The organism is Oceanimonas sp. CAM02 (assembly GCF_032842915.1).
Classification (GTDB): domain Bacteria; phylum Pseudomonadota; class Gammaproteobacteria; order Enterobacterales; family Aeromonadaceae; genus Oceanimonas; species Oceanimonas smirnovii.
Genome location: NZ_JAWJBK010000040.1, coordinates 1 through 21,629, shown reverse-complemented (window position 1 = coordinate 21,629; position 21,629 = coordinate 1). Strand labels below are relative to the sequence as shown.

The following is a 21,629-nucleotide window of genomic DNA, read 5'->3' as shown; positions in this document are numbered from 1 at the left end:
ACTACCTCTTATCGCTCTGCTGCCCTGCCTGAATGGCAGTCAGCGCTATGGTATAGACAATGTCGTCTACCAGAGCACCACGGGACAGATCGTTTACCGGTTTGCGCATGCCCTGCAGCATGGGGCCAATGGACACCAGCTGAGCTGAACGCTGCACCGCCTTGTAGGTGGTGTTGCCGGTGTTCAGATCCGGGAAAATAAACACGGTGGCCTTGCCTGCCACCGGCGAGTCGGGTGCCTTGGACTTGGCCACATTTTCCATAATGGCGGCGTCATACTGCAGCGGACCGTCAATGACCAGATCCGGGCGCTTGTCTTGCGCCAGGCGAGTGGCTTCACGCACTTTTTCCACATCGGCACCGGTGCCCGAGCTGCCGGTGGAGTAAGAGATCATGGCCACACGGGGCTCTATGCCAAAGGCCCGGGCCGACTCCGCCGACTGAATGGCAATTTCTGCCAGCTGCTCGGCAGTGGGATCCGGGTTAATGGCGCAGTCGCCGTATACCAGCACCTGATCGGGCAGCAGCATAAAGAACACCGACGACACCAGCGAGCAGCCCGGCGCGGTTTTAATAATTTGCAGCGGTGGCCGTATGGTGTTGGCGGTGGTGTTGATGGCACCGGACACCAGGCCGTCTACTTCGTCGCGCTCCAGCATCATGGTGCCCAGCACCACGTTATCCTGCAGCTGCTCCCGGGCCACAATTTCGGTAATGCCCTTGCTCTTGCGCAGCTCCACCAGCCGCTCTATGTAGTTTTCCCGTACTTCTTCCGGGTCAACAATGTCGACTTTTTCATCCAGCACCACGCCCTGCTGGGCGGCTATGCGCAGCACCTCTTCCTGGTTGCCCAGCAGCACAGGGCGGGCAATGCCGCGCTCGGCACAAATGGCCGCGGCCTTGATGGTGCGCGGCTCTTCGCCTTCCGGCAGCACAATGCGCTTGGCGGCGCGGCGGGCCAGCTCGGTAAGCTGATAGCGAAACGCCGGCGGGCTGAGCCGGCGGCTTCGGGCCGACTTGGCCGACAACGACTCTATCCAGTGCTTGTCGATATGGCCGGCCACATAGTCCTGCACCGCTTCAATGCGGCCGGCGTCGTCTACCGGAATTTCCAGGTTGAAATGCTGCAGGCTGACGGCGGTTTGCCAGGTGTTGGTGTTCACCATCAGAATGGGCAGGCCGGTTTCAATGGCGCGCTGGCACAAGTCCATGATCTGGGGCTCGGGGTGGTAGCTGCCGGTGAGCAGCAGAGCACCAATTTTTACACCGTTCATAGCCGCCAGACACACAGACACAATTACATCGGAGCGGTCACCCGAGGCCACCAGCAGGCTGCCCGGTTTAAAGTGATGCACCATGTTGTGCAGCGCTCTGGCACAGAAGGTAACGCTTTGCAGGCGACGGGTATTAAGCGCGCCTTCATTAATAATGGTGGCATTGAGGTGACGGGCCAGATCCACCGCCCGGGGTGCCACCAGCTGAGTGTTCCAGGGAATGCAGCCCAGAATGCGCAGGGGCGTTTTGCCAAACACCTGCAGCACTTCCAGGTTGGCGGTAACGTGATCGCCCTTGTAGTTGGGGTTGAACATTTCGGTCAGATCGGGCCGGGTGTTGCCCTGCTCGTCTACCGGTGCCCCCACCTTGTTGATAATGCAGCCCACAATGCGCTTGTTCAGCACGCCGCCAAAGTTGGCACAGGCCAGCTCCAGCCGCTCTTTTAAATATTGGCTGCTGTCGCTGCCGGGCTGGGCAATAAACACCATGTCGGCATCCAGTGCCTTGGCAATGTCGTAGTTGATGCGGGTGGCAAAGGGCTGTTTGTCGGTAGGAATAAGCCCTTCTACCACCACCACTTCGGCAGCGCTTTCGGTCACGTGCTTTTCAAAGCGGGCGACAATTTCTTCCAGTAATACATCCAGATTGCCCGCCGAGATCATGCTTTCGGCATAGCTGAGGGCAAAGGGCTCGGGCGGCGTCAGGTTGGTGCCATTGGCCACCACAGCAGTGGAATGATCCTGTATTTTGCGGCGGTTTCGAGGCTGGGATACCGGTTTGAAAAAGCTGACGTTAACGCCGTTGCGCTCCATGGCGCGCACCATCCCCAGGCTTACCGAGGTGGCACCCACACCACTGCTGACAGGCACCAGCATGATGGTTCTGGTCATTGGTTTTCCTCTTGTTGTGACAGGGCGAGTGCGTCTTTGGCAATCACCCATTCTTCATTGGTGGGCAGCACCCACACCGGCAGGCTGTTACTGGTGCTGATGCGCCCCGCCCGGCCCAGGCAGGCATCGCGGTTGGCGTCGGCATCTACTTCCACCCCCAGCAGTGCCAGTTTGGACAGGGTCAGCGCGCGCACCGTGGCGGCGTTTTCGCCAATGCCACCGGTAAACACAATGGCATCCAGCCGGCCATCAAGGGCACAGGTGTAGCCGGCAATGTATTTGGCCAGGCGATAGGCAAAGATATCCAGCGCCCGCTTGGCGGCCGGCAACTGCTGGTAATTTTCTACCGCAAAGCGGCAGTCACTGCTGATTTCGGTTAACCCCAGCAGCCCCGACTCTTTGGTGAGCAGGGTGTTGATGCTTTCCACACTGTAGCCCAGGGCATCGTGCAGATGAAAAATAATGGCCGGATCGATGTCGCCGCTGCGAGTGCCCATCACCAGGCCTTCCAGCGGGGTCAGGCCCATGGAGGTGTCTACCGACTCGCCGTTTTTCACCGCACACACGGAAGCACCGTTACCCAGGTGACAGCTGATAATATTCAGCTCGTTAACCGGTTTATTCAGTACTTTGGCGGTTTCCTGGGTAATAAAATAGTGGCTGGTACCGTGCATGCCATAGCGGCGAATGCCATGCTCGCGATAAAGCCGGTGCGGAATGGCATAGAGGTAAGCCTGCTCGGGCATGGTCTGATGAAAGGCAGTGTCAAATACCGCTACCTGAGGCAGGTTGGGGAAAGACGCCATCGCCGAGTGAATCCCCACCAGATGCGCCGGGTTGTGCAGCGGGGCCAGGCTGGCACAGTCTTCTATGCCTTTAATGACCTCGTCGGTGATCAGGGCCGACTGAGTAAAGCGCTCGCCGCCATGCACCACTCTGTGGCCCACCGCCACCAGCCCCTGCAGCAGCTCAGGGTTGGGGTTGAGCAGTTGCGTTACAATAAAGTCCAGCGCCTGCTGGTGGACTGCACCGGCACCCAGCTCAGCTTCGCCTTTTTCACCGTTCAGTTTCCACTTGATGCGGGCATCAGGCAGATAGAAGCATTCGGCCAGTCCCGACAGCTGCTCATTGCCGCTGGCGGCATCCAGAATGGCAAACTTAAGAGAAGAGCTGCCACAGTTAAGCACCAGGACCAGATCGTTACTCATTGGAAATCCTTTCTTTCGGAGTTGCGAAAACATCTTGCCCGTTATAAAAACCGGGCAATAAAAATCACTTTAACTCTATCCTTGAGAAAAGGGCTTTACCAACGGGCGGTCTGGCCGTGTCTTCCGTTACAAGGGCGGCATTGTAGCCGGCAGCCATGATGGAGAATATTAATCTTTTGTCTGTGGTAAAATAACTGACAGTTGCCGCTGTTTTTTTGACCTGAGTCGTTGTTTTGCAACTTAGCTACACTGAATCGTTGTTGCCGGAGGACTTATGAGTCCCTTTACTCGCACTCTACATCGTGGTCAGGAGTATTCAACTATCTGGCCACAGGAACGCAGGCTGGCCGCCATGTTCCCGGAAAGCCGGATTATTGCTGCTACCCGCTTTGGTATTAAAACCATGCCGGCGCTTATCACTCTCAGCCTGATGCTGCAGTTTCAGTTTGGTGCCCCCCACTACTGGCCAAGCGTGGTGGCGTCGGCGCTGTTTTTGGCCAGCCTGCCCATGCAGGGTTATTACTGGCTGGGCAAGCGTGCCGACACACGACTGCCGCCGTCACTCAGAGAGTGGTATTTGCAGATACACGAGAAAATTGCTGCCGCCGGCGGTCGCATCAGTGAGCCAGTGTCCCGCCCCCGCTACTTTGAGCTGGGCGAGACCCTGAACACCGCCTTTAAACAACTGGATAAGTCGTTTATTCGCGAGCTGTGACTTCTTACTGTCATTCCGGCCTTCGAGCCGGAATCTTTTTACAACACCAGCAATCCCAGGGTCACCACCGACACCAGCGCCGCAAAGCCGTAGCACACCACCTTGCCGGCCAGGCCGGCGTTTACACCCAGGTCGTGAATGCCATGATGAATGCGGTGCATGGCATGCCACAGCGGCAAAATAATGGAGCCGGCAATCACCGCCTTGCCCAGCCAGCTGGCCGCCACTCCCTGCATGCGTTCATAGCTGAGCACACTGGCGTCTATTATGCCAAGCGGCACCAACAGACCCACCAGCAGCACGGTAACGGGGGTGAGCATGGCAAACCAGCTGCCGCCGGCACCGAACAGGCTCCACCAGATGGGCTCTTCCGAGCGTTTGGGGTTTGAATTGATGGGTTTCATAGCACCTCCAGCAGCCACAACAGCGCAAACAGGCTGATGCCCGCCGTGATAGCCCATTGCGCCAGCGCCACCTTGTGCACCGGCAGCGGCTTGCCCGCCAGTTTTACCGGCATGACTCTGGGCATCATCAGAAAAAAGGTAGCGGCATGGAATAAACTGGCAACCAAGGCCAGGGCATTCAGCGCCAGCACCAGCGGACTGGCCATAAAGCTCAGCCAGCCAGCCCAGGCTGCTGCGCCCTGCCCCAGCGACCACAATCCCGCCAGCAAACACAGGCAGAAAAAGGTTAAGGGCAATACCGTGGCCTCCCGCAGCATATACAGCCGGTAAGGCGCTTTTTGCCGCCACCAGCCTGCCGGCATGGGTCTGTGATAGGGTTTGCGTACACTCATAACTGCTCCTTATTCCCGCCTTAAGGCCGCCAGCAGATAGCTGATGCCGGAGTCGATTTTTCCCTGGTTGACTGCCGCCGCCGGATCTACCTCTTTGGGGCACACTTCCGAGCAGTAACCCACAAAGGTGCAGCCCCAGACGCCGTCTTCACCGTTCAGCAGCGCCATGCGCTCTTTTTTGCCGTTGTCCCGGCTGTCCAGGTTATAACGGCGGGCCAAGGCGATGGCCGCCGGCCCCACAAAGCCCGGACGCAGCCCCACCTGCGGGCAGGCGGCATAACAGAGGCCGCAGTTAATGCACTGAGACAGCGCATGATAGGCGCTCATCTCGGCGGGCGTCTGTGCATTGGGGCCCTCTTCTACCTGGCGATCGTTGCCGATGATGTAGGGCTTCACTGCCTCCAGCCGCTCTACAAAGGGCTCCATATCCACCACCAGATCCCGCTCTATGGGGTAGTGCTCCAGCGGCTCCAGGGTCAGCTCGTCAAAGTCACGCAAAAAGGTTTTGCAGCCCAGTTTGGGCACGCCGTTGATCATAAAGCCACAGGAGCCACAAATGGCCATGCGGCAAGACCACCGATAGCTGAGGCTGGCATCGAGCTCGTCCTTGATGTAGTTGAGCGCATCCAGCACCGAGGTAGTGTCGTCCCAGGGCACTTGAAACGGCTCAAAATGTGGTGCCTCGTCCTGCTCGGGCTGATAACGCAATATGTTCAGGGTTTTCAGTTGGCTCACTGTGTTTTCTCCTGCTCGGCAGCGGCACCGTACACTCGTTTTGCGGGCGACGATATAGTGATCCTGACCGGGCTGTAATCAATGCGCGGCGCGGCACCAGCCTGATAAAAGGCCTGAGTATGCTTGAGAAATTGCTCATCGTTGCGCTCGCGGCAAGGGTCATCCAGCCGCTGGTGCGCCCCGCGCGACTCTGTGCGCGCCAGCGCGCTGTGGGCCATGGCCTCGGCCACATCCAGGCAAAAGCCCAGCTCCACCGCCGAGACCAGCTCGGTGTTAAACACCCGACTGCTGTCGGTCAGGTTAAGGTGCTGATAGCGGGCTTTCAGCTCGCCGACTTTGTTCACCGCTGCCTGCATGCCGGTGGCGTCCCGGTAAATGCCACAGCCGTCTTCCATTACCCGGCCCAGCTCGTTGCGAATGTCTGCCAACCGCTCTGTGCCGCGCTGGCCTCTGAGCTTGTCCAGCCCAGCCACCACGGCATGGGCCTGCTCTTGTATGGCTGCGTCATTGCCGCCGCCGTTTTCGGCCGCCAGCCGGGCCGCCCCTTCGCCGGCTTCACGGCCAAATACCAGCAGCTCTGCCAGCGAGTTGGAGCCCAGCCGGTTGGCGCCGTGAATGCCGCTGGACGCACATTCGCCGGCAGCAAACAGGCCATAAAGTGCCGAATGACTATGTTTGTCGACCTCTATGCCACCCATGGTGTAGTGAGCGGTGGGCCGAATGGGAATGGGCTGATGCACCGGATCCACATTCACATAAGCCTTGGCCAGCTCACGAATAAAGGGCAGTCGCTCTTTGATTTTTTGCTCACCGAGATGGCGCAGATCGAGGTGTACCACCTCGCCCAGTGCATGGGTAATGGTGTTGCCCTGTTGCAGCTCGTGCCAGAACGCCTGAGAGACTTTGTCTCGCGGGCCCAGCTCCATGTGCTTGTTTTTGGGCTCGCCCAGGGGAGTTTCCGGCCCCAGACCATAGTCCTGCAAATAGCGGTAGCCGTGGCGATTAAGCAGCACCCCGCCCTCGCCCCGGCAGCCTTCGGTCATTAATATGCCGGAGCCGGGCAGGCCGGTGGGGTGATATTGTACAAATTCCATATCCCGCAGCGCGGCCCCATGACGATACGCCATGGCCATGCCGTCGCCGGTGACAATGCCGCCGTTGGTATTGTAACGAAACACCCGAGCCCCGCCGCCGGTGGCCATTACCACTGCATTGGCGCGGATCAGCACCGGCTCTCCTTCGGCCATATGCAACGCCACCAGCCCCCGCACCCGGCCTTCTTCTACCAGCAGGTCGAGCACGAAGAATTCGTCAAAGCGCTGAATATTCGCGTATTTGATCGAGGTCTGAAACAGGGTGTGCAGCATATGAAAGCCGGTTTTGTCGGCGGCAAACCAGGTGCGCTCCACCTTCATGCCGCCAAAACGGCGCACATTAACGCTGCCGTCGGGTTTGCGGCTCCAGGGGCAGCCCCAGTGCTCCATGCGCGTCATTTCTTCCGGACAGCGTTCCACAAAGAATGCCACCACGTCCTGCTCGCACAGCCAGTCGCCGCCCGAGACGGTGTCGTCAAAGTGTTGCTGCAGGCTGTCGTCGTCGCGCACCACGGCGGCAGCGCCGCCTTCCGCCGCCACTGTGTGCGAACGCATGGGATAGACCTTGGACAGCAGCCCGATGTTAAGGGCCGGGTTAGCCTCGGCGGCGGCAATGGCCGCTCGCAGCCCGGCCCCGCCGGCCCCGATAATGGCCACATCCAGATGAAGAGTACGCACCGTATTTCCCTGAAATGAAAGAGTCATTTGACCACTCTACTAACAAAGGATGACAAAAGCGTTGACGAGGGTCATAACCCTACATAAACAGGGGCGTTATCAGGTGGATAAAAAGCTGTTTCAGCATAGGAAAACTGCTACCTTAGTCACTCATACTGATAACTAATCACCAACAACCCGCAATCATCAGGAGAGTCTCAATGTCTTCCGTAACTTTTCAGGGTAATTCCGTTGCCGTTTCCGGCCAGCTGCCCACCGTTGGCCAGGCGGCCCCCGACTTCACCCTGACCGGTGCCGATTTGAGCGATATCAAGCTGGGTGACTTCAAAGGCAAAAAAGTGCTGCTGAACATCTTCCCCAGCATCGACACCGGCGTGTGTGCCACCAGCGTACGTACCTTTAACGAAAAGGCCGCCGGCCTGAACAACACTCAGGTGCTGTGTGTGTCCATGGATCTGCCCTTTGCCGCCAGCCGCTTCTGCGCTGCCGAAGGTCTGGAAAACGTACAGGTGGCTTCAGCCTTCCGTCACACTGATTTTCTGGCCGACTATGGCGTGGCCCTGAGCGACGGTGCCCTGCGTGGCCTGTCTGCCCGTGCCGTGGTGTGCATTGACGAAGACGGCAAGGTGACTCACGTTGAGCGTGTGCCCGAGCTGACCAATGAGCCCGACTATGACGGTGCTCTGGCCGCACTGAAGTGATCCTGACGGATCCCTGTGCGTCTTTGATTTTTTTATAAAGATCAAACAACTATCCTTATCAGGCAAGATAATCTACAGACTTACTCACAGATAATGTGGATAACCTTGTCTTTGCGGGGCCTGCCGGCCCCGCCTTTTGAAGGAGCCTGTGATGAAGATACTGCTTACCGGAGGAACCGGCTTTGTAGGCAGCCGCCTGATGAGCCACCTGCGTCCGCACCATCAGGTGTCGGTGCTGAGCCGTTCACCCAATAAGGTGTATCAACGTTTGGGGCACGATATTGAAGCCCTCTCTTCTCTTGATGATCTGCCCGATCTCGACCGCTTTGATGCGGTTATTAACCTGGCCGGGGAGCCCATTGCCGACAAGCGCTGGAGTCCGGCGCAGAAAGAGCGCATTTGCCAAAGCCGCTGGCAAATTACCGAGCAGCTGGTAGAAAAACTACGCGCCGGCAGCAATCCGCCCGGAGTGCTGATCAGCGGTTCGGCAGTGGGCTTTTACGGCCGCCAGGGCGACACCCTGGTGGACGAAGACACTCACCCTCATCCCGAGTTCAGCCATGACGTCTGTGCCAGATGGGAAGAGCTGGCCAGACGGGCAGACACCGAGCAGACCCGGGTCTGTTGTATTCGTCTGGGCGTGGTGCTGGGGGCCGAAGGCGGAGCTCTGGTAAAAATGCTGCCCAGCTACCGTTTTGGCCTGGGCGGCCCCATTGGCTCGGGCAAGCAATATATGTCGTGGATCCACATTGAAGATGTGGTGAACCTGATTTTGTTTTTGCTGGAGCACGAGGAGTGTCGCGGTGCCTTTAATGCCACTGCTCCCGAGCCGGTGACCAATGCCCAGTTCAGTAAAAGTCTGGCCGCGAACCTGAGCAAGCCCCATTTTGCCCGTATTCCCGCCTGGGCCATGAAGCTGCTGTTTGGTGAAATGGCCGATCTGCTGCTGACCGGCCAGCGGGTAATGCCGGTGCGGCTGCAACAGGCCGGCTTTCATTTCCGCTACCCCACTCTCGACAAGGCACTGAAAGAAACCCTGAGCGCACCAAGGCGGTAGGTTAAAACCAACGTCACTCCGGCCCCAAACACTGGTCATTCCGGCCTTCGAGCCGGAATCTTTCTGCAGATAACTGTGTTTCTGACTTAGACTCCGGGACCGTCATGCTGAACTTGGTTCAGTACCGGAGTGACAATGTTTTGATTTAAACTTCCAGCTTCAAACATCCAGCTTCCGACTTACAGCTCCCCGCAGGGTCACCCCCATTGCCGCAGCCGGTTCATCAGGGTGCCGCTGAGCAGGCCGCCGGCGCGGCCGGTGATCAGCAAAAGCACGGCTCCCAGCCCCGGCAGCGCCAGCCATAAGCGCGGATGAGGCTGCCAGGGCAGATCAAGCCACCAGGGCAGCAGCACAGCCACACATAGCTCTACCGCCAGCGCCGCCGCCAGCCCGGTCACCAGACCCGCCCCCAGCCACTCCCAGCGTAATGAGGCACGAATCACCCGGTTGCTGGCCCCCAGTGTGCGCAGCAATACCAGCTCGCGGCGGCGGCTTTCCAGGGTAGCTTCCACCTGCGCCAGCAGCACCAGCAGGCTGGCACCGGTCACCAGCGCCATGATGACCAGCAGCGCCTGACTCACCTGCGCCAGTATGGTGCGCAGCTGCTGCAGCAGGGCTTCCACATCAAACACTGTCATGGTGGGAAAGGCACGGATCAGCTCTACTTCCACCGCTTTCTGGCGCTCGGGCAGATAAAAACTCGCCATCCAGGCGGCGGGATAATCCGCCAGTACGTCGGGGCTGAGCACCAGATAGAAGTTGGGTTTCATGCTGTCCCAGTCTACTTCGCGAATATTGCGTACTTCAGCGGATACCTGCTGGCCGGCCAGATCCAGGCTGAGGGTATCTCCCAGCGTCAGCCCCAGCCGCTCGGCCAGGTCGCTTTCTACCGAAACACCACCTTCAGCCTGTGACCACTGTCCGCTGATAATGCGGTTACCTTCGGGTATTTGGTCACTCCAGGTCAGGTTCAGCTCCCGGCCCAGACCACCGCCGCGCTCGCTGTTGATTTCAGCCACCGGCACACCGTTCACCTGCACCAGCCGCCCGCGTACGATGGGATAGAAACGAGAAGATGCCAGACCGTTATCGTTCAGGATCTGACGTACCGGATCCAGCTGATAATCGGCAATATTAATTAAAAAACGGTTATGAGTGTCGGCGGGCAGGCGAGCCAGAAAGCCCTCGGTCAGCTCGCCGCGCACTACCCATAACAGGCTGGCCAGAAACAGCGCCATCGCCACACCACCAAACTGCAGCAGCGTGGCCAGCCGGGCACGATTAAGCCGGCTTAATGCCAGCCGGAACGCCACACTGCCTTTGGGCAGACGCGCCAGTGCCAGCAAGCCCCGGCACAATCCGCCCAGCAACAGCGCCAGCGCCAGCAGCCCAAGCAATAAACCGGCGGCCAGGCCCAGACTGCCGGCAAACAGCCAGCTTAATGCCACTGTGCCTGCCAGCAGAATACCACCGCTGAGCCAGGGTGAAATATATGCCTCGGCCTCGTTGCGCAGCACTCTGAGCGGCGGCACTTTTAACAGCCGCAGCATGGGCACCACAGAAAGCATAACCGTGGTGAGCAACGCCAGGCCGCCGGCCACCAGGAAGGGCGTGAGCGAAGGCGGTGGCAAGGGCACCGCCAGAGCATCCCCCAGCGCCAGCAAAATCAGCTGGTGCACGCCATAGCCCACCGCAGCACCAAGTGTTGCCCCCAGCAACATCAGCACGCTCAGCAGCCGCGCCAGCCAGCGCAGCAATGACTGCCGCCCTGCTCCCAGGGTTTTCAGCAGGGCAATGCGGTCCTGCTCACGGCGGGAGAAGTAACCCAGCGCAATGGCCATGGCCAGAATGCCCAGCAGCACACCAATCAGTGAGGCCAGCCGAAAAAACTGCTCAGCCCGGGTAATGGAGCGGGCCACGGGGGTGTCGGCATTGTCGGGGCCGCGCCAGTTCTGCCCTTGCTGCAATTGTGGTTCCAGCCAGTCAGCGTATTCATTGAGGATGTTGTCTTCCCCCTTGAACAGATAACGGTAACGGCTGCGGCTGCCTTCCATAAAAATGCCGGTGGCGGCCACGTCATCCAGATGCATCAGGGCTCTGGGTGCCAGCAAAAACGGTGAAAAGCCCTGATCCGGCTCGCTCACCAGCTCACCGGCCACGGTCAGCTCAAGATTGCCCAGCTCCACCCTGTCTCCCGGGCTGACCTGCAACAACGCCAGCAGCCGGGCCGACAGCCAGATATTGCCAGACCTCACCTTGCCCGCCGGTGCCAGCACCAGATCGCCATAAAATGGAAACGCGTTATCCACCGCCCTGATGCTGGCCAGCTGCAGCTGTTCATTGGCAAACAGCACACTGTTGAACGATTGCCCCCGCGACACCTGCAGGCCGCGTTCTTCGGCTTCGCTCAGCCATTCAGACTCGGCGGCCCGGCTGCCCGCCAGCACTCTGTCGGCGGCAATGTAATCCCGTCCTGATACCTGCAGGGCACCGTTAAGCCGGTCGGCCACCAAAGTAACGCTGAGAATACTGGCCACACACAGGGCCAGCGCCAGCACAAACAGCCGCAGCGGGCCGCTGGCTATTTCCCGTTTGATCAGTCCCCATCCCAGACTAGCCATGCTGCTCCTCCAGCTGACCCGCGGTCATCAGCAAACGGCGCTCACAGCGGACGGCAAGAGACTCGTCGTGCGTCACAATCACCAGGGTGGTGCCGTGCTGGCGGTTAAGCTCAAACAACAGCTCAATAATACGGGCGCCGGTTTGCTGATCCAGATTACCGGTAGGCTCATCTGCCAGCAGAATATCGGGTTGTGTCATAAAGGCCCGGGCAATAGCGACCCGCTGCTGCTCGCCACCTGATAGCTGAGCCGGAAAATGCCGCACCCGGTTACCCAGACCCACCTGCTCCAGCAACGCCATGGCCCGCTTGCGGTTACCACTGTCGCCCTTCAGCTCCGCAGGCAGCATCACGTTTTCCAGGGCGGTTAAAGTGGGCAGCAGCAAAAACGACTGAAACACAAAGCCGATGTGTCTGGCCCTGAGCGCCGCCCGCTGCTCTTCATCAAGCTGGTGCAGGGGCTGACCGGCAATATGAATTTGCCCGCGGCTGGCACTGTCCAGCCCCGCCAGCAATCCCAGCAGCGTAGACTTGCCCGAGCCGGAAGCGCCCACCAGGGCCAGCCGCTGTCCGGCCTTGACTTCCAGATTAACACCTTTAAGGATGGTAATGTCCTCGTCGCCCAGGCTCACCCTGTGCTCGAGATCCACCACACGAATAATGGGAGATGCTGTTGTCATGCTACGGATCCTTGTGCTGTTTGTTTTTTTGGGGTCGTCCGCCGTGCTGGCCGATACCCTGCTTATTCTTGGCGACAGCCTGAGCGCCGGCTATCGCATGCGTGCCGATCAGGCCTGGCCTCATTTGCTGGCTGAAAAATGGCAGCAGCAAGGACGTGATGTCACCGTCATCAATGCCAGCGTGAGTGGCGATACCACTCAAGGGGGGCTGCAGCGGTTGCCACCTCTGCTGCAGCGCCATCAGCCCAGCCTGGTCTTGCTGGAGCTGGGTGGCAATGATGGCCTGCGCGGCCTGCCCCCGGATTTGATTGAACGCAATCTTGCGCAGCTGATCACGCTGGCCAACAACGCCGGTGCCCGGGTGGTGCTGACCGATATTCAGCTGCCACCCAATTATGGCCGCCGTTATCTGCAGCAGTTTGAAAGCCTGTTCAGCCGCCTGGCTACGCAGCAGCAAGTGCCTCTGCTGCCGTTTTTTGTGGCACCGCTGATTGGCCAAAACGGCATGATGATGGATGACGGTATTCATCCCACTGCCGAGGCACAGCCATTGATTGCCGAGCAAGTAGACGAGTTTCTTGCGCCTTATCTTTAACCCTTGTCGTTAACCGATGGAAAAGGCGATGGTCTTGCTGATTTCGCCTAAATTCAGGCCGCTTTGCTCGCGCCAGGTGTTAAAAGCGGCCTGAGCCTGATTCATGCCTTTTTTGGAGCTTAACGCCGCATCTACCACACCGTGATGCTGCAGATAAGCGCTGACATCACCGGTAAATACAAAAGTCTCTGCTCCCAGCCGGCGCAAGGCATAAGGGGCGATATTGCCGCCCAGCAGTTTGCTGTGCTTGCGAATGTGCTGCCACAGCCCTACCACATCGTCTTTGGGCCAGGCGGCCACAAAAGCGCCAAAGCCGCCGTGATCCCGGCCCAGATCCAGTATCATTTGAGCATTGACCGGCACAGCGGCAATCTTCTTCGCATGGCGCACTATGCTGGCGTCGTTATTGAGCCGCTCCAGGTGATGTTCATCCAACAGCAGCATTTTATGAGGGTCAAACCCAAAGAAGGCCCGCTCAAAGTCCGGCCATTTGTCTCTGATCACTTTCCACACAAAGCCCGACTGAAACAGGCTCATGGTAAAGGAAGACAGCCAGCGATCATCGGGAATGGCGGCTAGTTCATCGGGGCTGAAGGCGGGAGTGGCGATCAGCCGGCGCAGCATGGTTTCGCCGCCATGACGGGCGCAGGCTCGCTCAAAAATAGAATTGAAGTGCTCCATAAAAACAGTCTCGTACGAGTTTGTTTTATTGTGCGCAGTTGAATAGAAAAAGGCCAGAACGAAAAAAGCCGCAGTATGGTAACTGCGGCTTTTTAAAATTTGGTGGAGCTACGCGGGATCGAACCGCGGACCTCTTGCATGCCATGCAAGCGCTCTCCCAGCTGAGCTATAGCCCCGAATTGGGTCAGATTGTTTTGGTGGAGCTACGCGGGATCGAACCGCGGACCTCTTGCATGCCATGCAAGCGCTCTCCCAGCTGAGCTATAGCCCCAAAACAATACTGTTTTACTGGTGTTTGTTTCTGCCGCCTGGTGGAGCTACGCGGGATCGAACCGCGGACCTCTTGCATGCCATGCAAGCGCTCTCCCAGCTGAGCTATAACCCCATTTGGCAGAAACTGCTCTGACTTGATTGGTGGAGCTACGCGGGATCGAACCGCGGACCTCTTGCATGCCATGCAAGCGCTCTCCCAGCTGAGCTATAGCCCCGCACAAGTCGTTGCAGGAATCTTGTCCCTGCGAGCGAGGCGCATAATAGGCACAGCGCTGTTCAGAGTCAACAGGCAATTAGAAAAATTAGTGCAAACAGATGATTTTTGAACAAAGCGTTCAGTAATTATTCATTTTGGCGGAATTTAGGATTGAGGATTGTGAAAACGGCGTTACCTGCAGGCAACGCCGTTTTTCTTCCAGCTTCAGGCTTTTCGCTTCAAGCTATGTATTACCCTTGAGCACGCTCGGCAATAAAGGCCAGTGCCATGTCGATGCGGGCCAGAACCTTGTCTTTGCTCAGCAGCGCCATCACGCCATCAATGGCTGGTGACTGACCAATACCGGTTACCGCCACCCGCAGCGGCATACCTACCTTGCCCATGCCAAGATCCAGCTCGGCCGCCACCGCATTGATCACTTCATGGATCGATGCCGCCTGCCAGTCGGTCAGGGCTGCCAGTTTGGTGCGGGCCAGCTGCAGCGGCTCGGCGGCTACCGGGCGCAGGTGCTTTTTGGCGGCCGCCGCATCAAACTCGCTGAAGTCTTCAAACAAATAGCGGCTTTGTCCGGCCAGCTCCTTCAGGGTATGGCAACGCTCGGCATACAGGCCAATCAGGTCGGTCAGCGCCGGACCTTGAGTCATATCTATTCCCTGATCCTGCATGTGCCATTCAAGATGACCGGCCACCTCTGCCGCAGGCAGGGTTTTCATATAGTGCTGGTTCAGCCACAGCAGCTTATCGGTATTAAAGGCAGACGCCGATTTGCTGATGGCATTGAGCGAGAACAGCGAGATCATTTCATCAAGAGTAAAGATCTCCTGATCGCCGTGAGACCAGCCCAGACGCACCAGATAGTTCAGCAGGGCCTGAGGCAGATAACCGTCGTCACGATACTGCATCACGCTTACCGCGCCATGGCGCTTGGACAGCTTGGCACCGTCATCACCCAGGATCATGGACACATGAGCAAACTCCGGCACAGGAGCACCCAGCGCTTTATAGATATTGATCTGGCGCGGTGTGTTGTTGATGTGATCTTCACCGCGTACCACATGGGTAATTTCCATATCCCAGTCGTCTACCACCACACAGAAGTTATAGGTAGGTGCACCGTCGGTACGGCGGATAATGAGATCATCCAGCTGATCGTTGGCAATCTCTATGCGACCGCGTACATGATCGTCAAAGACCACACTGCCTTCGGTGGGGTTGGCAAAACGAACAACATAAGGCGCATCGGCAGCATGCTGGTGCTCACCATGACGACAGGTGCCGTCGTAGCGGGGCTTTTCACCGGCAGCCATTTGCTGCTCGCGCAGGCTTTCCAGCCGCTCTTTGGAGCAGTAGCACTTATAAGCCTTACCTTGCTCCAGCAGCTGATCAATCAGCTGGTTATAGCGGTCAAAACGCTTGGTCTGGTAATAGGGGCCCTCATCCCAGCTCAGGCCCAGCCAGTTCATGCCTTCCAGAATGGCGTCAATGGCTTCCTGGGTGGAGCGCTCCAGATCCGTGTCTTCAATGCGCAGCACAAACTCGCCCTGCTGATGACGGGCATAAAGCCAGGAATACAGAGCGGTGCGGGCACCACCTACGTGAAGAAAGCCGGTTGGACTGGGGGCGAACCGTGTTTTAACTGTCATTCTGTCTGCCTTGGTTAAATAAGAGCTGAAAATGAAATGGCGGCTATTTTAGCACCCGCAAGGCATGGGGTGAAACGCCTTGTCGCAGCACCCTGTCTGCAACGCCGGCTTTTGTAAAGAAGCGGTGCCGCTATCTTGTGGAGTTACAGGGCGCTGGATACACTTGTGGCCGCGAGGGGAGGAAACTATGTCCAGATCAAAAAGCGCCGCCAAACATCAACAGCGCCACTCTTTGGGAGCGCGCTTTAACCAATTTACACTGCCTGCCCGCAAAGGCCTGGGGCGGCTGCTGAACGCTCTGGGTCGCTTGCCTCGCGTTCATAAGGCGGGTCTGCTGATCCTTCTTCCCGCCTGGCTGGGGTTGTTTGTCTGGCAACCGGCTCCGGCAACCCCGGATGCCCCTGTTACCGGTCGCTTGGCGGTACCCTTGAGTGATGCCGACAAACGGGTGATAGATGTGCCCACTGGCGGCAAACGTATTGATCACACACTGGCACCCGGAGAAACGCTATCTGCTCTGTTCCGCAGTTGGCAGCTGCCCGGCAAGGAGCTGATCGCCCTGGTGCAGGCAGAGCCTTCTTACAAGCCGCTAAGCCGGCTGCAGGCTGGCCAGCAGCTCACCCTGGTGCTGAATGCCGACGGTAACCTGCATTATCTGGAAGTCCGGGATAATGGTCTGGTGCTGAATGCTTTTCGCCGGCTGGGCCAGGAGTTCACCATGGTAAATACTCAATAATCTTCAGATGCCGGCTTTCGGGTTTTTAGGTTTTTTCATTATGGTAAACTGTGAGGCATATCAAATTTTATAATGACCTCAGGAAGCAACACATGAACTTCAAGGCCTTTCACGCCTCCCTTAATCAGCCCAAGCCGCCTGCCGGCCTGTCCGATGCCCTGCTCGCCCTGTGGCTGGATGCCAATGGTCAGTGGGAAGAAGCCCACGAGTGCATTCGCGACAACAGTGATCAGCCTTCCGCCTGGGTACATGCCTATCTGCATCATGTAGAAGGCGTGCTGTGGAATGCCGATTACTGGTATGGCCGTGCCGACAAAAAACGCCCCAATTGCTCCACCAAAGAAGAATGGCAGCAAATTGCGCAGGCGCTGCTGGACTGAATACCCTTCCGTATTTTTCAGGCCCCGGTCTCTCAGCCGGGGCTTTTTATTTTTTGTTATGCCAGGGAGATAGCGATGCCGCAGGAAATTTTCACTGCTCATGATGAATTCGGACCAATTCGCGTGCTGGAATCTGACGGTGTGCGCACCCTTAACTTTGGCGGCCCGGATGCCCAGAGCAGCTGGAGCAGAAGTGAACCTCATGTGCCACAGCTGGAGTATGTAAGAGCCATGCTATTGGTACTGTTATTCAATACTCCCAGGCAGACACTGACTCTGGGGCTGGGTGCCGGTACTCTGAACAGTTGCCTGCATGCAGGCGTGGCTGGTTTGAAACAGCAGGTAGTTGAACTGCGCCCCAGTGTGATTGAGGCTGCTCAGCGTTATTTTCAGTTGCCTCAGGGCAAACGTCTGCAGCTGCATCAGGCCGATGCCTTTGCTTTTATGCGGGAGTACAAGGGTAAAAAACTGGATGTGATCTTCAGTGACTTGTATAACGCTGATGATGCAGAAGGCGAGCAGTTCTCGGCGGAGTTTATCGAAAACTGCCGACACCAGCTTAAAACCGGCGGCTGGCTGGTGCTGAACTGCTGGGACTGTCATCAGAGTGACGAGTTTATGGCACTGCTGGACCGTCACTTTTGCGAGGTACGTTCCTGCCTGCTCAGCAGCGGCAACTGGGTGGTATTTGCCGGCACCAGCCCCGCTCCTGGCAATGCCAAAGCACTAAAAGAGCAGGAATGGACGCTCAGCAAACAGCTGGGCTTTTCGCTGCAGCCTTATCTGGGAAGGCTGGCCAGTCATGGCTCATGATTTCATATTCTGAGCTACCGCAGCCAGGTTGCGTGTTATAACAACGTAGGTAGGTCACCCGTATTATTTAACGATAAAAAGCGTCGTTGTCTTCTCGTTTCAATACCTTGTGGCCATCTTCGGTAACACCTTCCTTCCAGTAACTACTAAAGTAACATCTACTACGTTCAACATTATGCTGGTCAGAGATATATCTGCGAATGGCCTTCATGACATTAAACTCACATGCGCACCAGACTGAAGGACGACCACGCAACCACTCAAGTTTTTCTACTGTGTTTGCCAGTGATTCCTCTTCACCTTTAATACATAATTTCAAGTTCACTCCTGCTGGAATATTTATTTCGGGCATATCATCTTCAGATGTTAATGCTAATACAACATAGCCCTTTGCACATTCAGGCAAGGTGTTTATTTCAACGCTTAATGCAGGAATTGCTGCCATGTCAGCAACCAGTAAAAACCAGTCTGCATCCATATTGATGGGCTTTATGATACCGGGCCCTGCCATGAAAATGGTATCACCAATAGCTGCATGCTGGGCAAAGTAATGACCATAACCGCCGCTGTTAATCGATATGGGTGTTTTTTCTGGCAGATCCCGATGCTTGACAAAATCTACCGTGATTTGTTGATGTAACGGGCTGAATTTTCTGATGGTGTAAGTTCGTAATACCGGCTTTTCTTCTTCACCAAGTAAAGAAAGATCGGTTTTACCCTGTGGAGTAAACATAAGTTTGATGTACTGGCCAGCACCACACTCTGTGAAAGGGGTAATATCATCGACTGTAAATACAAGGCGCTGCATATGAGGTGTGACAGAGTAACAATCACTTACTGTCAGCTTTTGTATTTTCTTATCTTTTTTCATTTTTCACCCGTTAGTATTTAATGGCATTTGATGTGATAAAACCAGGCAACCACACTATAATGCAATTAAAACTAATTTGCATTTACGTTTTACAGTAATTTTTACGCTTCAGCCAGGTCTTTAAGCAGACGATCAAACCAGAGATTCCGGCCCCCAATATACAATGCCCGACTTTTTGCCCAGGATTGTCGCAGAAATATGAGTACTACAGGGCTTTTCTGCCAGCCCGTAGCAGACGTGCAGCGGCAGCAGATGCTCTTCCCGGGGGTGACAGAGTCGGGCATAGGGCGCATGCTCCCAGTGCACCAGCCGCTCCGCACGTTCCGGCTCCTTTATGTCAGTACTGCTGCAGGTTTCTTTCAGCCAGCATTCAAATGCCGCATTACCGGCCTGAATGTCCGGTGTATCAGCCGCGAAAAAAGCGCGCATATTATGGAAGGAGAAACCAGATCCAATCACCAGCAGATTTTCACACTCCAAAGCCTGTAACGCACGTCCGATGGCAAGGTGCGTAGCTGCATTCAGACTAGTGACCAGTGACAACTGAACACACGGAATATCTGCCGCCGGATACATGAGCTTAAGCGGAACAAACAGGCCGTGATCAAACCCCCGGTGCTCATCGAGCCGGGCAGTAATGCCCGCCTGCTCAAGCGCCTGGTGGATCTGCACCGCCAGCACAGGTTCACCCGGGCAGGGATACTCGATGAGATAGGACTCCGGCGGAAAGCCGAAGTAATCGTAGATCAGAGACGGGCTGGCTCCTGAAGTAATGGTTGGCACCGTCTCTTCCCAATGGGCACTGATCACCAGTATGGCCGAGGGCCTGGGCAAGGCACCGGCGATTGTCTTGAGCTGAAACACCATCTCTTGATGGCCCGGATCTCCCAGCAGCGGCATAGGGCCGCCTCCGTGAGAGATAAAGAGAATATTGCTGAGTTTAGACCGGGAATGATTATGCATCAGTACGCAACCCGTTTCCTGCACGCTCGAAATGCTTCAGTATTATGTCGTCCAGCGAGAGCCGTCCCGCTCCCTGAATGGCCAGAGCAAGTGTCGCCGCCAATAATGTCAGAGCATATTCGTAGCCGTTATTGGACATAAACAGGCCATTGTCGATATGTACGGAAAAAATTGCCACCAGCATAGTAAAAGCAGACACCAGCGCTGCCGGACGAGTCAGCAAGCCCAGTAGCAGCGCTATACCACCAAAAAACTCGGCACTGCCGGCCAGCATTGCCATCAGATAGCCGGGAGTCAGACCAATGCTTGCCAGCCACTGCCCTGTTCCTTCCAGGCCATGGCCACCAAACCAGCCAAACAGCTTTTGTGCCCCATGAGCAGCCAGGATCAGCCCGACGGGTATCCGCAGCACCAATGAAGCATAACCACCGTTACTGCTGAACAAGCTCTGTGCTAATGAACGTTTCATGGAATGCCCTCAAATGAAGATAATAATGAGTGAGCCTGAACGTATATGTTCAGGAAGTAAGCACACTTTACTATCTCTTTTTGAAGGGATTAATACTGCTCATATTGCTTAATTATAAACATAACATTGATAATTAGACGTCTACTTTGTCAGGAGCTTCCATGGACCGTATTGATGCTATGCGTGCCTTTGTTACCGTGGTCACCGAAGGCAGTTTTACCCGTGCAGCAGAGCGGCTGAATATGTCACCGCAGCTGGTCAGCAAGTATGTTTCCCGCCTGGAAGACCACCTCGGTGCACGCTTGCTCAATCGCACCACCCGCAAGATACACCTTACCGAAGCCGGATCCCGTTACGCCCAGCGTGCCCAGTTAGTGCTGGATGATATTGACGATATGGATAGCCAGCTTACTGATCTGCAGCAAAATGCACAGGGGCTACTGCGCATCAGTGCCCCAGTATCCTTTGCTACTCTGCACCTGGCTCCTTTGCTCTGTCGCTTTCAGCGCGCTCATCCGGCGGTGAGTATCGACCTGCAACTGAACGACCGAAAAGTGGATATTGTGGAAGAAGGCTTTGATATAGCGCTGCGCATCGGCCATTTAAAGAGCTCATCCATGATTGCCAAGCTGATAGCTCCGGTCAGGCTGATCATGTGCGCCGCTCCGGATTACCTGGAAAAACACGGCACTCCTTCCAGTCCGGATGAACTAAAAAATCATCAGTATCTGCGCTACAGCTATATGGAAGACAACACCGGTTTTTCTATCAACGAGTGGCTACAACCGGCTGGATATCAACAAACAGGTGACATGCTCAGCAATAATGGAGAAATATTGGTCAGCGCCGCCATAGAAGGTGCCGGTATTATCATTCAACCCTCTTTTATTTGCGGCCCCGCCATTGCAGCAGGCAAGCTGAAAGTTGTGCTGCCGCAACATGAGCCCGAGCCCATGGGTCTTTATGCCGTATATGCACACCGTAAATTGCTGGCCAGCAAGGTCAGATGCTTTATCGATTTTATGGAAGGATACTTCAGTAACCCGCCGTACTGGGATAATTTTGATTAAAACGAAAAAACCCCAGCCAATCGGCTGGGGTTTTGAGTAATGGCGGAGCGGACGGGACTCGAACCCGCGACCCCCGGCGTGACAGGCCGGTATTCTAACCAACTGAACTACCGCTCCGCAAAAGCTGTATAGTCAGAGTACTAAATTGGGTGCCTGGCAGTGACCTACTTTCACATGGCAGCTGCCACACTATCATCGGCGCGGTTGCGTTTCACTGCTGAGTTCGGCATGGAATCAGGTGGTTCCACAACGCTATGGCCGCCAGGCATAAACTGTAATTCGGAAAAAGCGTTATTTTGATGAAGAAGTCGTAGTCTCGACCTGCAAGGTCTCACACTTCTTGGGTGTTGTATGGTTAAGCCACACGGGTCATTAGTACAGGTTAGCTGCACGCCTCACAGCGCTTCCACACCCTGCCTATCAACGTCCTGGTCTCGGACGGCCCTTTAGAGGCATCAAGTACCTGGGGA

At 56.4% G+C, this 21,629-nt stretch carries 21 protein-coding genes, 5 tRNA genes and 2 rRNA genes; 8 read left to right on the top strand and 20 right to left on the bottom strand.

The window, feature by feature from the left end:
• Position 1: 1 nt before the first annotated feature.
• Positions 2-2,164, bottom strand: a complete 2,163-nt coding sequence (gene pta / locus R0I78_RS14125; protein ID WP_317075783.1) for a phosphate acetyltransferase — start codon at positions 2,162-2,164, stop codon at positions 2-4.
• The gene (locus R0I78_RS14120) at positions 2,161-3,372 is read right to left on the bottom strand and encodes an acetate kinase (RefSeq protein ID WP_317075782.1); all 1,212 of its coding nucleotides are present in this window, start codon (positions 3,370-3,372) and stop codon (positions 2,161-2,163) included. The genes pta and R0I78_RS14120 overlap by 4 nt, the downstream gene beginning before the upstream one ends.
• 274 nt (positions 3,373-3,646) lie before the next feature.
• Here R0I78_RS14120 and yfbV point away from each other — a divergent pair, with 274 nt between their 5' ends.
• Positions 3,647-4,087: a terminus macrodomain insulation protein YfbV gene (yfbV, locus tag R0I78_RS14115; RefSeq protein WP_317075781.1), complete on the top strand. Its 441-nt coding sequence runs from the start codon at positions 3,647-3,649 to the stop codon at positions 4,085-4,087.
• 38 nt (positions 4,088-4,125) lie between these two features.
• Here yfbV and frdD read toward each other — a convergent pair whose 3' ends face one another.
• From frdD to frdA, 4 genes are read right to left on the bottom strand one after another with little or no spacing between them, the layout of a single operon-like run.
• Entirely contained in the window at positions 4,126-4,491 is a 366-nt protein-coding gene (frdD, locus tag R0I78_RS14110; protein WP_317075780.1) for a fumarate reductase subunit FrdD, read from the bottom strand.
• Positions 4,488-4,883 (bottom strand): fumarate reductase subunit FrdC, encoded by a 396-nt coding sequence (gene frdC, locus R0I78_RS14105; RefSeq protein ID WP_317075779.1) that lies wholly within the window; start codon positions 4,881-4,883, stop codon positions 4,488-4,490. Before frdC ends, frdD begins: the two co-directional genes overlap by 4 nt.
• Positions 4,884-4,892: 9 nt before the next feature.
• Positions 4,893-5,618, bottom strand: a complete 726-nt coding sequence (locus R0I78_RS14100) for a succinate dehydrogenase/fumarate reductase iron-sulfur subunit (RefSeq protein WP_317075778.1) — start codon at positions 5,616-5,618, stop codon at positions 4,893-4,895.
• The gene (frdA, locus tag R0I78_RS14095; RefSeq protein WP_410506591.1) at positions 5,615-7,390 is read right to left on the bottom strand and encodes a fumarate reductase (quinol) flavoprotein subunit; all 1,776 of its coding nucleotides are present in this window, start codon (positions 7,388-7,390) and stop codon (positions 5,615-5,617) included. The genes R0I78_RS14100 and frdA overlap by 4 nt, the downstream gene beginning before the upstream one ends.
• 200 nt (positions 7,391-7,590) lie before the next feature.
• On the opposite strand from frdA, the gene tpx reads away from it, so the two are divergent.
• Positions 7,591-8,091, top strand: coding sequence for a thiol peroxidase (gene tpx, locus R0I78_RS14090; protein WP_019935887.1), 501 nt, complete (start codon positions 7,591-7,593; stop codon positions 8,089-8,091).
• A gap of 151 nt (positions 8,092-8,242) precedes the next feature.
• Positions 8,243-9,148, top strand: a complete 906-nt coding sequence (locus R0I78_RS14085) for a TIGR01777 family oxidoreductase (protein WP_317075776.1) — start codon at positions 8,243-8,245, stop codon at positions 9,146-9,148.
• A 197-nt stretch (positions 9,149-9,345) separates the two neighbouring features.
• Here the strand turns inward: R0I78_RS14085 and R0I78_RS14080 are convergent, their stop codons facing one another.
• Positions 9,346-11,769 carry an ABC transporter permease gene (locus R0I78_RS14080; RefSeq protein ID WP_317075775.1) on the bottom strand — a complete coding sequence of 808 codons (2,424 nt, stop codon included), beginning with the start codon at positions 11,767-11,769 and terminating at the stop codon, positions 9,346-9,348.
• Positions 11,762-12,448, bottom strand: coding sequence for an ABC transporter ATP-binding protein (locus tag R0I78_RS14075; RefSeq protein ID WP_019935884.1), 687 nt, complete (start codon positions 12,446-12,448; stop codon positions 11,762-11,764). The genes R0I78_RS14080 and R0I78_RS14075 overlap by 8 nt, the downstream gene beginning before the upstream one ends.
• Here R0I78_RS14075 and R0I78_RS14070 point away from each other — a divergent pair.
• On the top strand, positions 12,447-13,043 hold the full coding sequence (locus R0I78_RS14070; RefSeq protein WP_317075774.1) for an arylesterase: 597 nt from the start codon (positions 12,447-12,449) through the stop codon (positions 13,041-13,043). The genes R0I78_RS14075 and R0I78_RS14070 overlap by 2 nt on opposite strands.
• 9 nt (positions 13,044-13,052) lie before the next feature.
• On the opposite strand, the gene R0I78_RS14065 is transcribed toward R0I78_RS14070, so the two are convergent.
• The 6 genes from R0I78_RS14065 to gltX all read right to left on the bottom strand — a co-directional run bounded on the left by R0I78_RS14065 (position 13,053) and on the right by gltX (position 15,857).
• Complete coding sequence (locus tag R0I78_RS14065) at positions 13,053-13,724, bottom strand: DNA-3-methyladenine glycosylase I (protein WP_317075773.1); 672 nt, start codon at positions 13,722-13,724, stop codon at positions 13,053-13,055.
• A 100-nt stretch (positions 13,725-13,824) separates the two neighbouring features.
• Positions 13,825-13,900: transfer RNA gene (locus tag R0I78_RS14060), tRNA-Ala, on the bottom strand.
• 19 nt (positions 13,901-13,919) lie between these two features.
• Positions 13,920-13,995, bottom strand: a tRNA-Ala gene (locus tag R0I78_RS14055).
• A 38-nt stretch (positions 13,996-14,033) separates the two neighbouring features.
• Positions 14,034-14,109: transfer RNA gene (locus R0I78_RS14050), tRNA-Ala, on the bottom strand.
• A 27-nt stretch (positions 14,110-14,136) separates the two neighbouring features.
• Positions 14,137-14,212: transfer RNA gene (locus tag R0I78_RS14045), tRNA-Ala, on the bottom strand.
• A gap of 232 nt (positions 14,213-14,444) precedes the next feature.
• Positions 14,445-15,857, bottom strand: a complete 1,413-nt coding sequence (gene gltX / locus R0I78_RS14040) for a glutamate--tRNA ligase (protein WP_019935881.1) — start codon at positions 15,855-15,857, stop codon at positions 14,445-14,447.
• 187 nt (positions 15,858-16,044) lie between these two features.
• Here gltX and R0I78_RS14035 point away from each other — a divergent pair, with 187 nt between their 5' ends.
• From R0I78_RS14035 to R0I78_RS14025, 3 genes are all read left to right on the top strand, one after another.
• Entirely contained in the window at positions 16,045-16,593 is a 549-nt protein-coding gene (locus R0I78_RS14035) for a LysM-like peptidoglycan-binding domain-containing protein (protein WP_317075772.1), read from the top strand.
• Positions 16,594-16,685: 92 nt separating this feature from the next.
• Entirely contained in the window at positions 16,686-16,973 is a 288-nt protein-coding gene (locus tag R0I78_RS14030; protein WP_317075771.1) for a hypothetical protein, read from the top strand.
• 75 nt (positions 16,974-17,048) lie between these two features.
• A complete protein-coding gene (locus R0I78_RS14025) occupies positions 17,049-17,786 on the top strand; it encodes a spermine synthase (protein WP_317075770.1) in 738 nt (245 codons plus the stop codon).
• Between the two features lie 67 nt (positions 17,787-17,853).
• On the opposite strand, the gene R0I78_RS14020 is transcribed toward R0I78_RS14025, so the two are convergent.
• The 3 genes from R0I78_RS14020 to R0I78_RS14010 form a co-directional block, all read right to left on the bottom strand.
• On the bottom strand, positions 17,854-18,657 hold the full coding sequence (locus R0I78_RS14020; RefSeq protein WP_317075769.1) for a siderophore-interacting protein: 804 nt from the start codon (positions 18,655-18,657) through the stop codon (positions 17,854-17,856).
• Positions 18,658-18,789: 132 nt separating this feature from the next.
• Entirely contained in the window at positions 18,790-19,557 is a 768-nt protein-coding gene (locus R0I78_RS14015) for a DODA-type extradiol aromatic ring-opening family dioxygenase (RefSeq protein WP_410506590.1), read from the bottom strand.
• 55 nt (positions 19,558-19,612) lie between these two features.
• Positions 19,613-20,089: a DoxX family protein gene (locus tag R0I78_RS14010; protein ID WP_019935875.1), complete on the bottom strand. Its 477-nt coding sequence runs from the start codon at positions 20,087-20,089 to the stop codon at positions 19,613-19,615.
• Positions 20,090-20,250: 161 nt separating this feature from the next.
• On the opposite strand from R0I78_RS14010, the gene R0I78_RS14005 reads away from it, so the two are divergent.
• Positions 20,251-21,159 (top strand): LysR family transcriptional regulator, encoded by a 909-nt coding sequence (locus R0I78_RS14005; RefSeq protein ID WP_317075767.1) that lies wholly within the window; start codon positions 20,251-20,253, stop codon positions 21,157-21,159.
• 40 nt (positions 21,160-21,199) lie between these two features.
• On the opposite strand, the gene R0I78_RS14000 is transcribed toward R0I78_RS14005, so the two are convergent.
• The 3 genes from R0I78_RS14000 to R0I78_RS13990 all read right to left on the bottom strand — a co-directional run.
• Positions 21,200-21,276 (bottom strand) — tRNA-Asp (locus tag R0I78_RS14000).
• Positions 21,277-21,310: 34 nt separating this feature from the next.
• Positions 21,311-21,425 (bottom strand): 5S ribosomal RNA (gene rrf, locus R0I78_RS13995).
• An 85-nt stretch (positions 21,426-21,510) separates the two neighbouring features.
• Positions 21,511-21,629, bottom strand: a 23S ribosomal RNA gene (locus R0I78_RS13990); the annotation flags it as partial.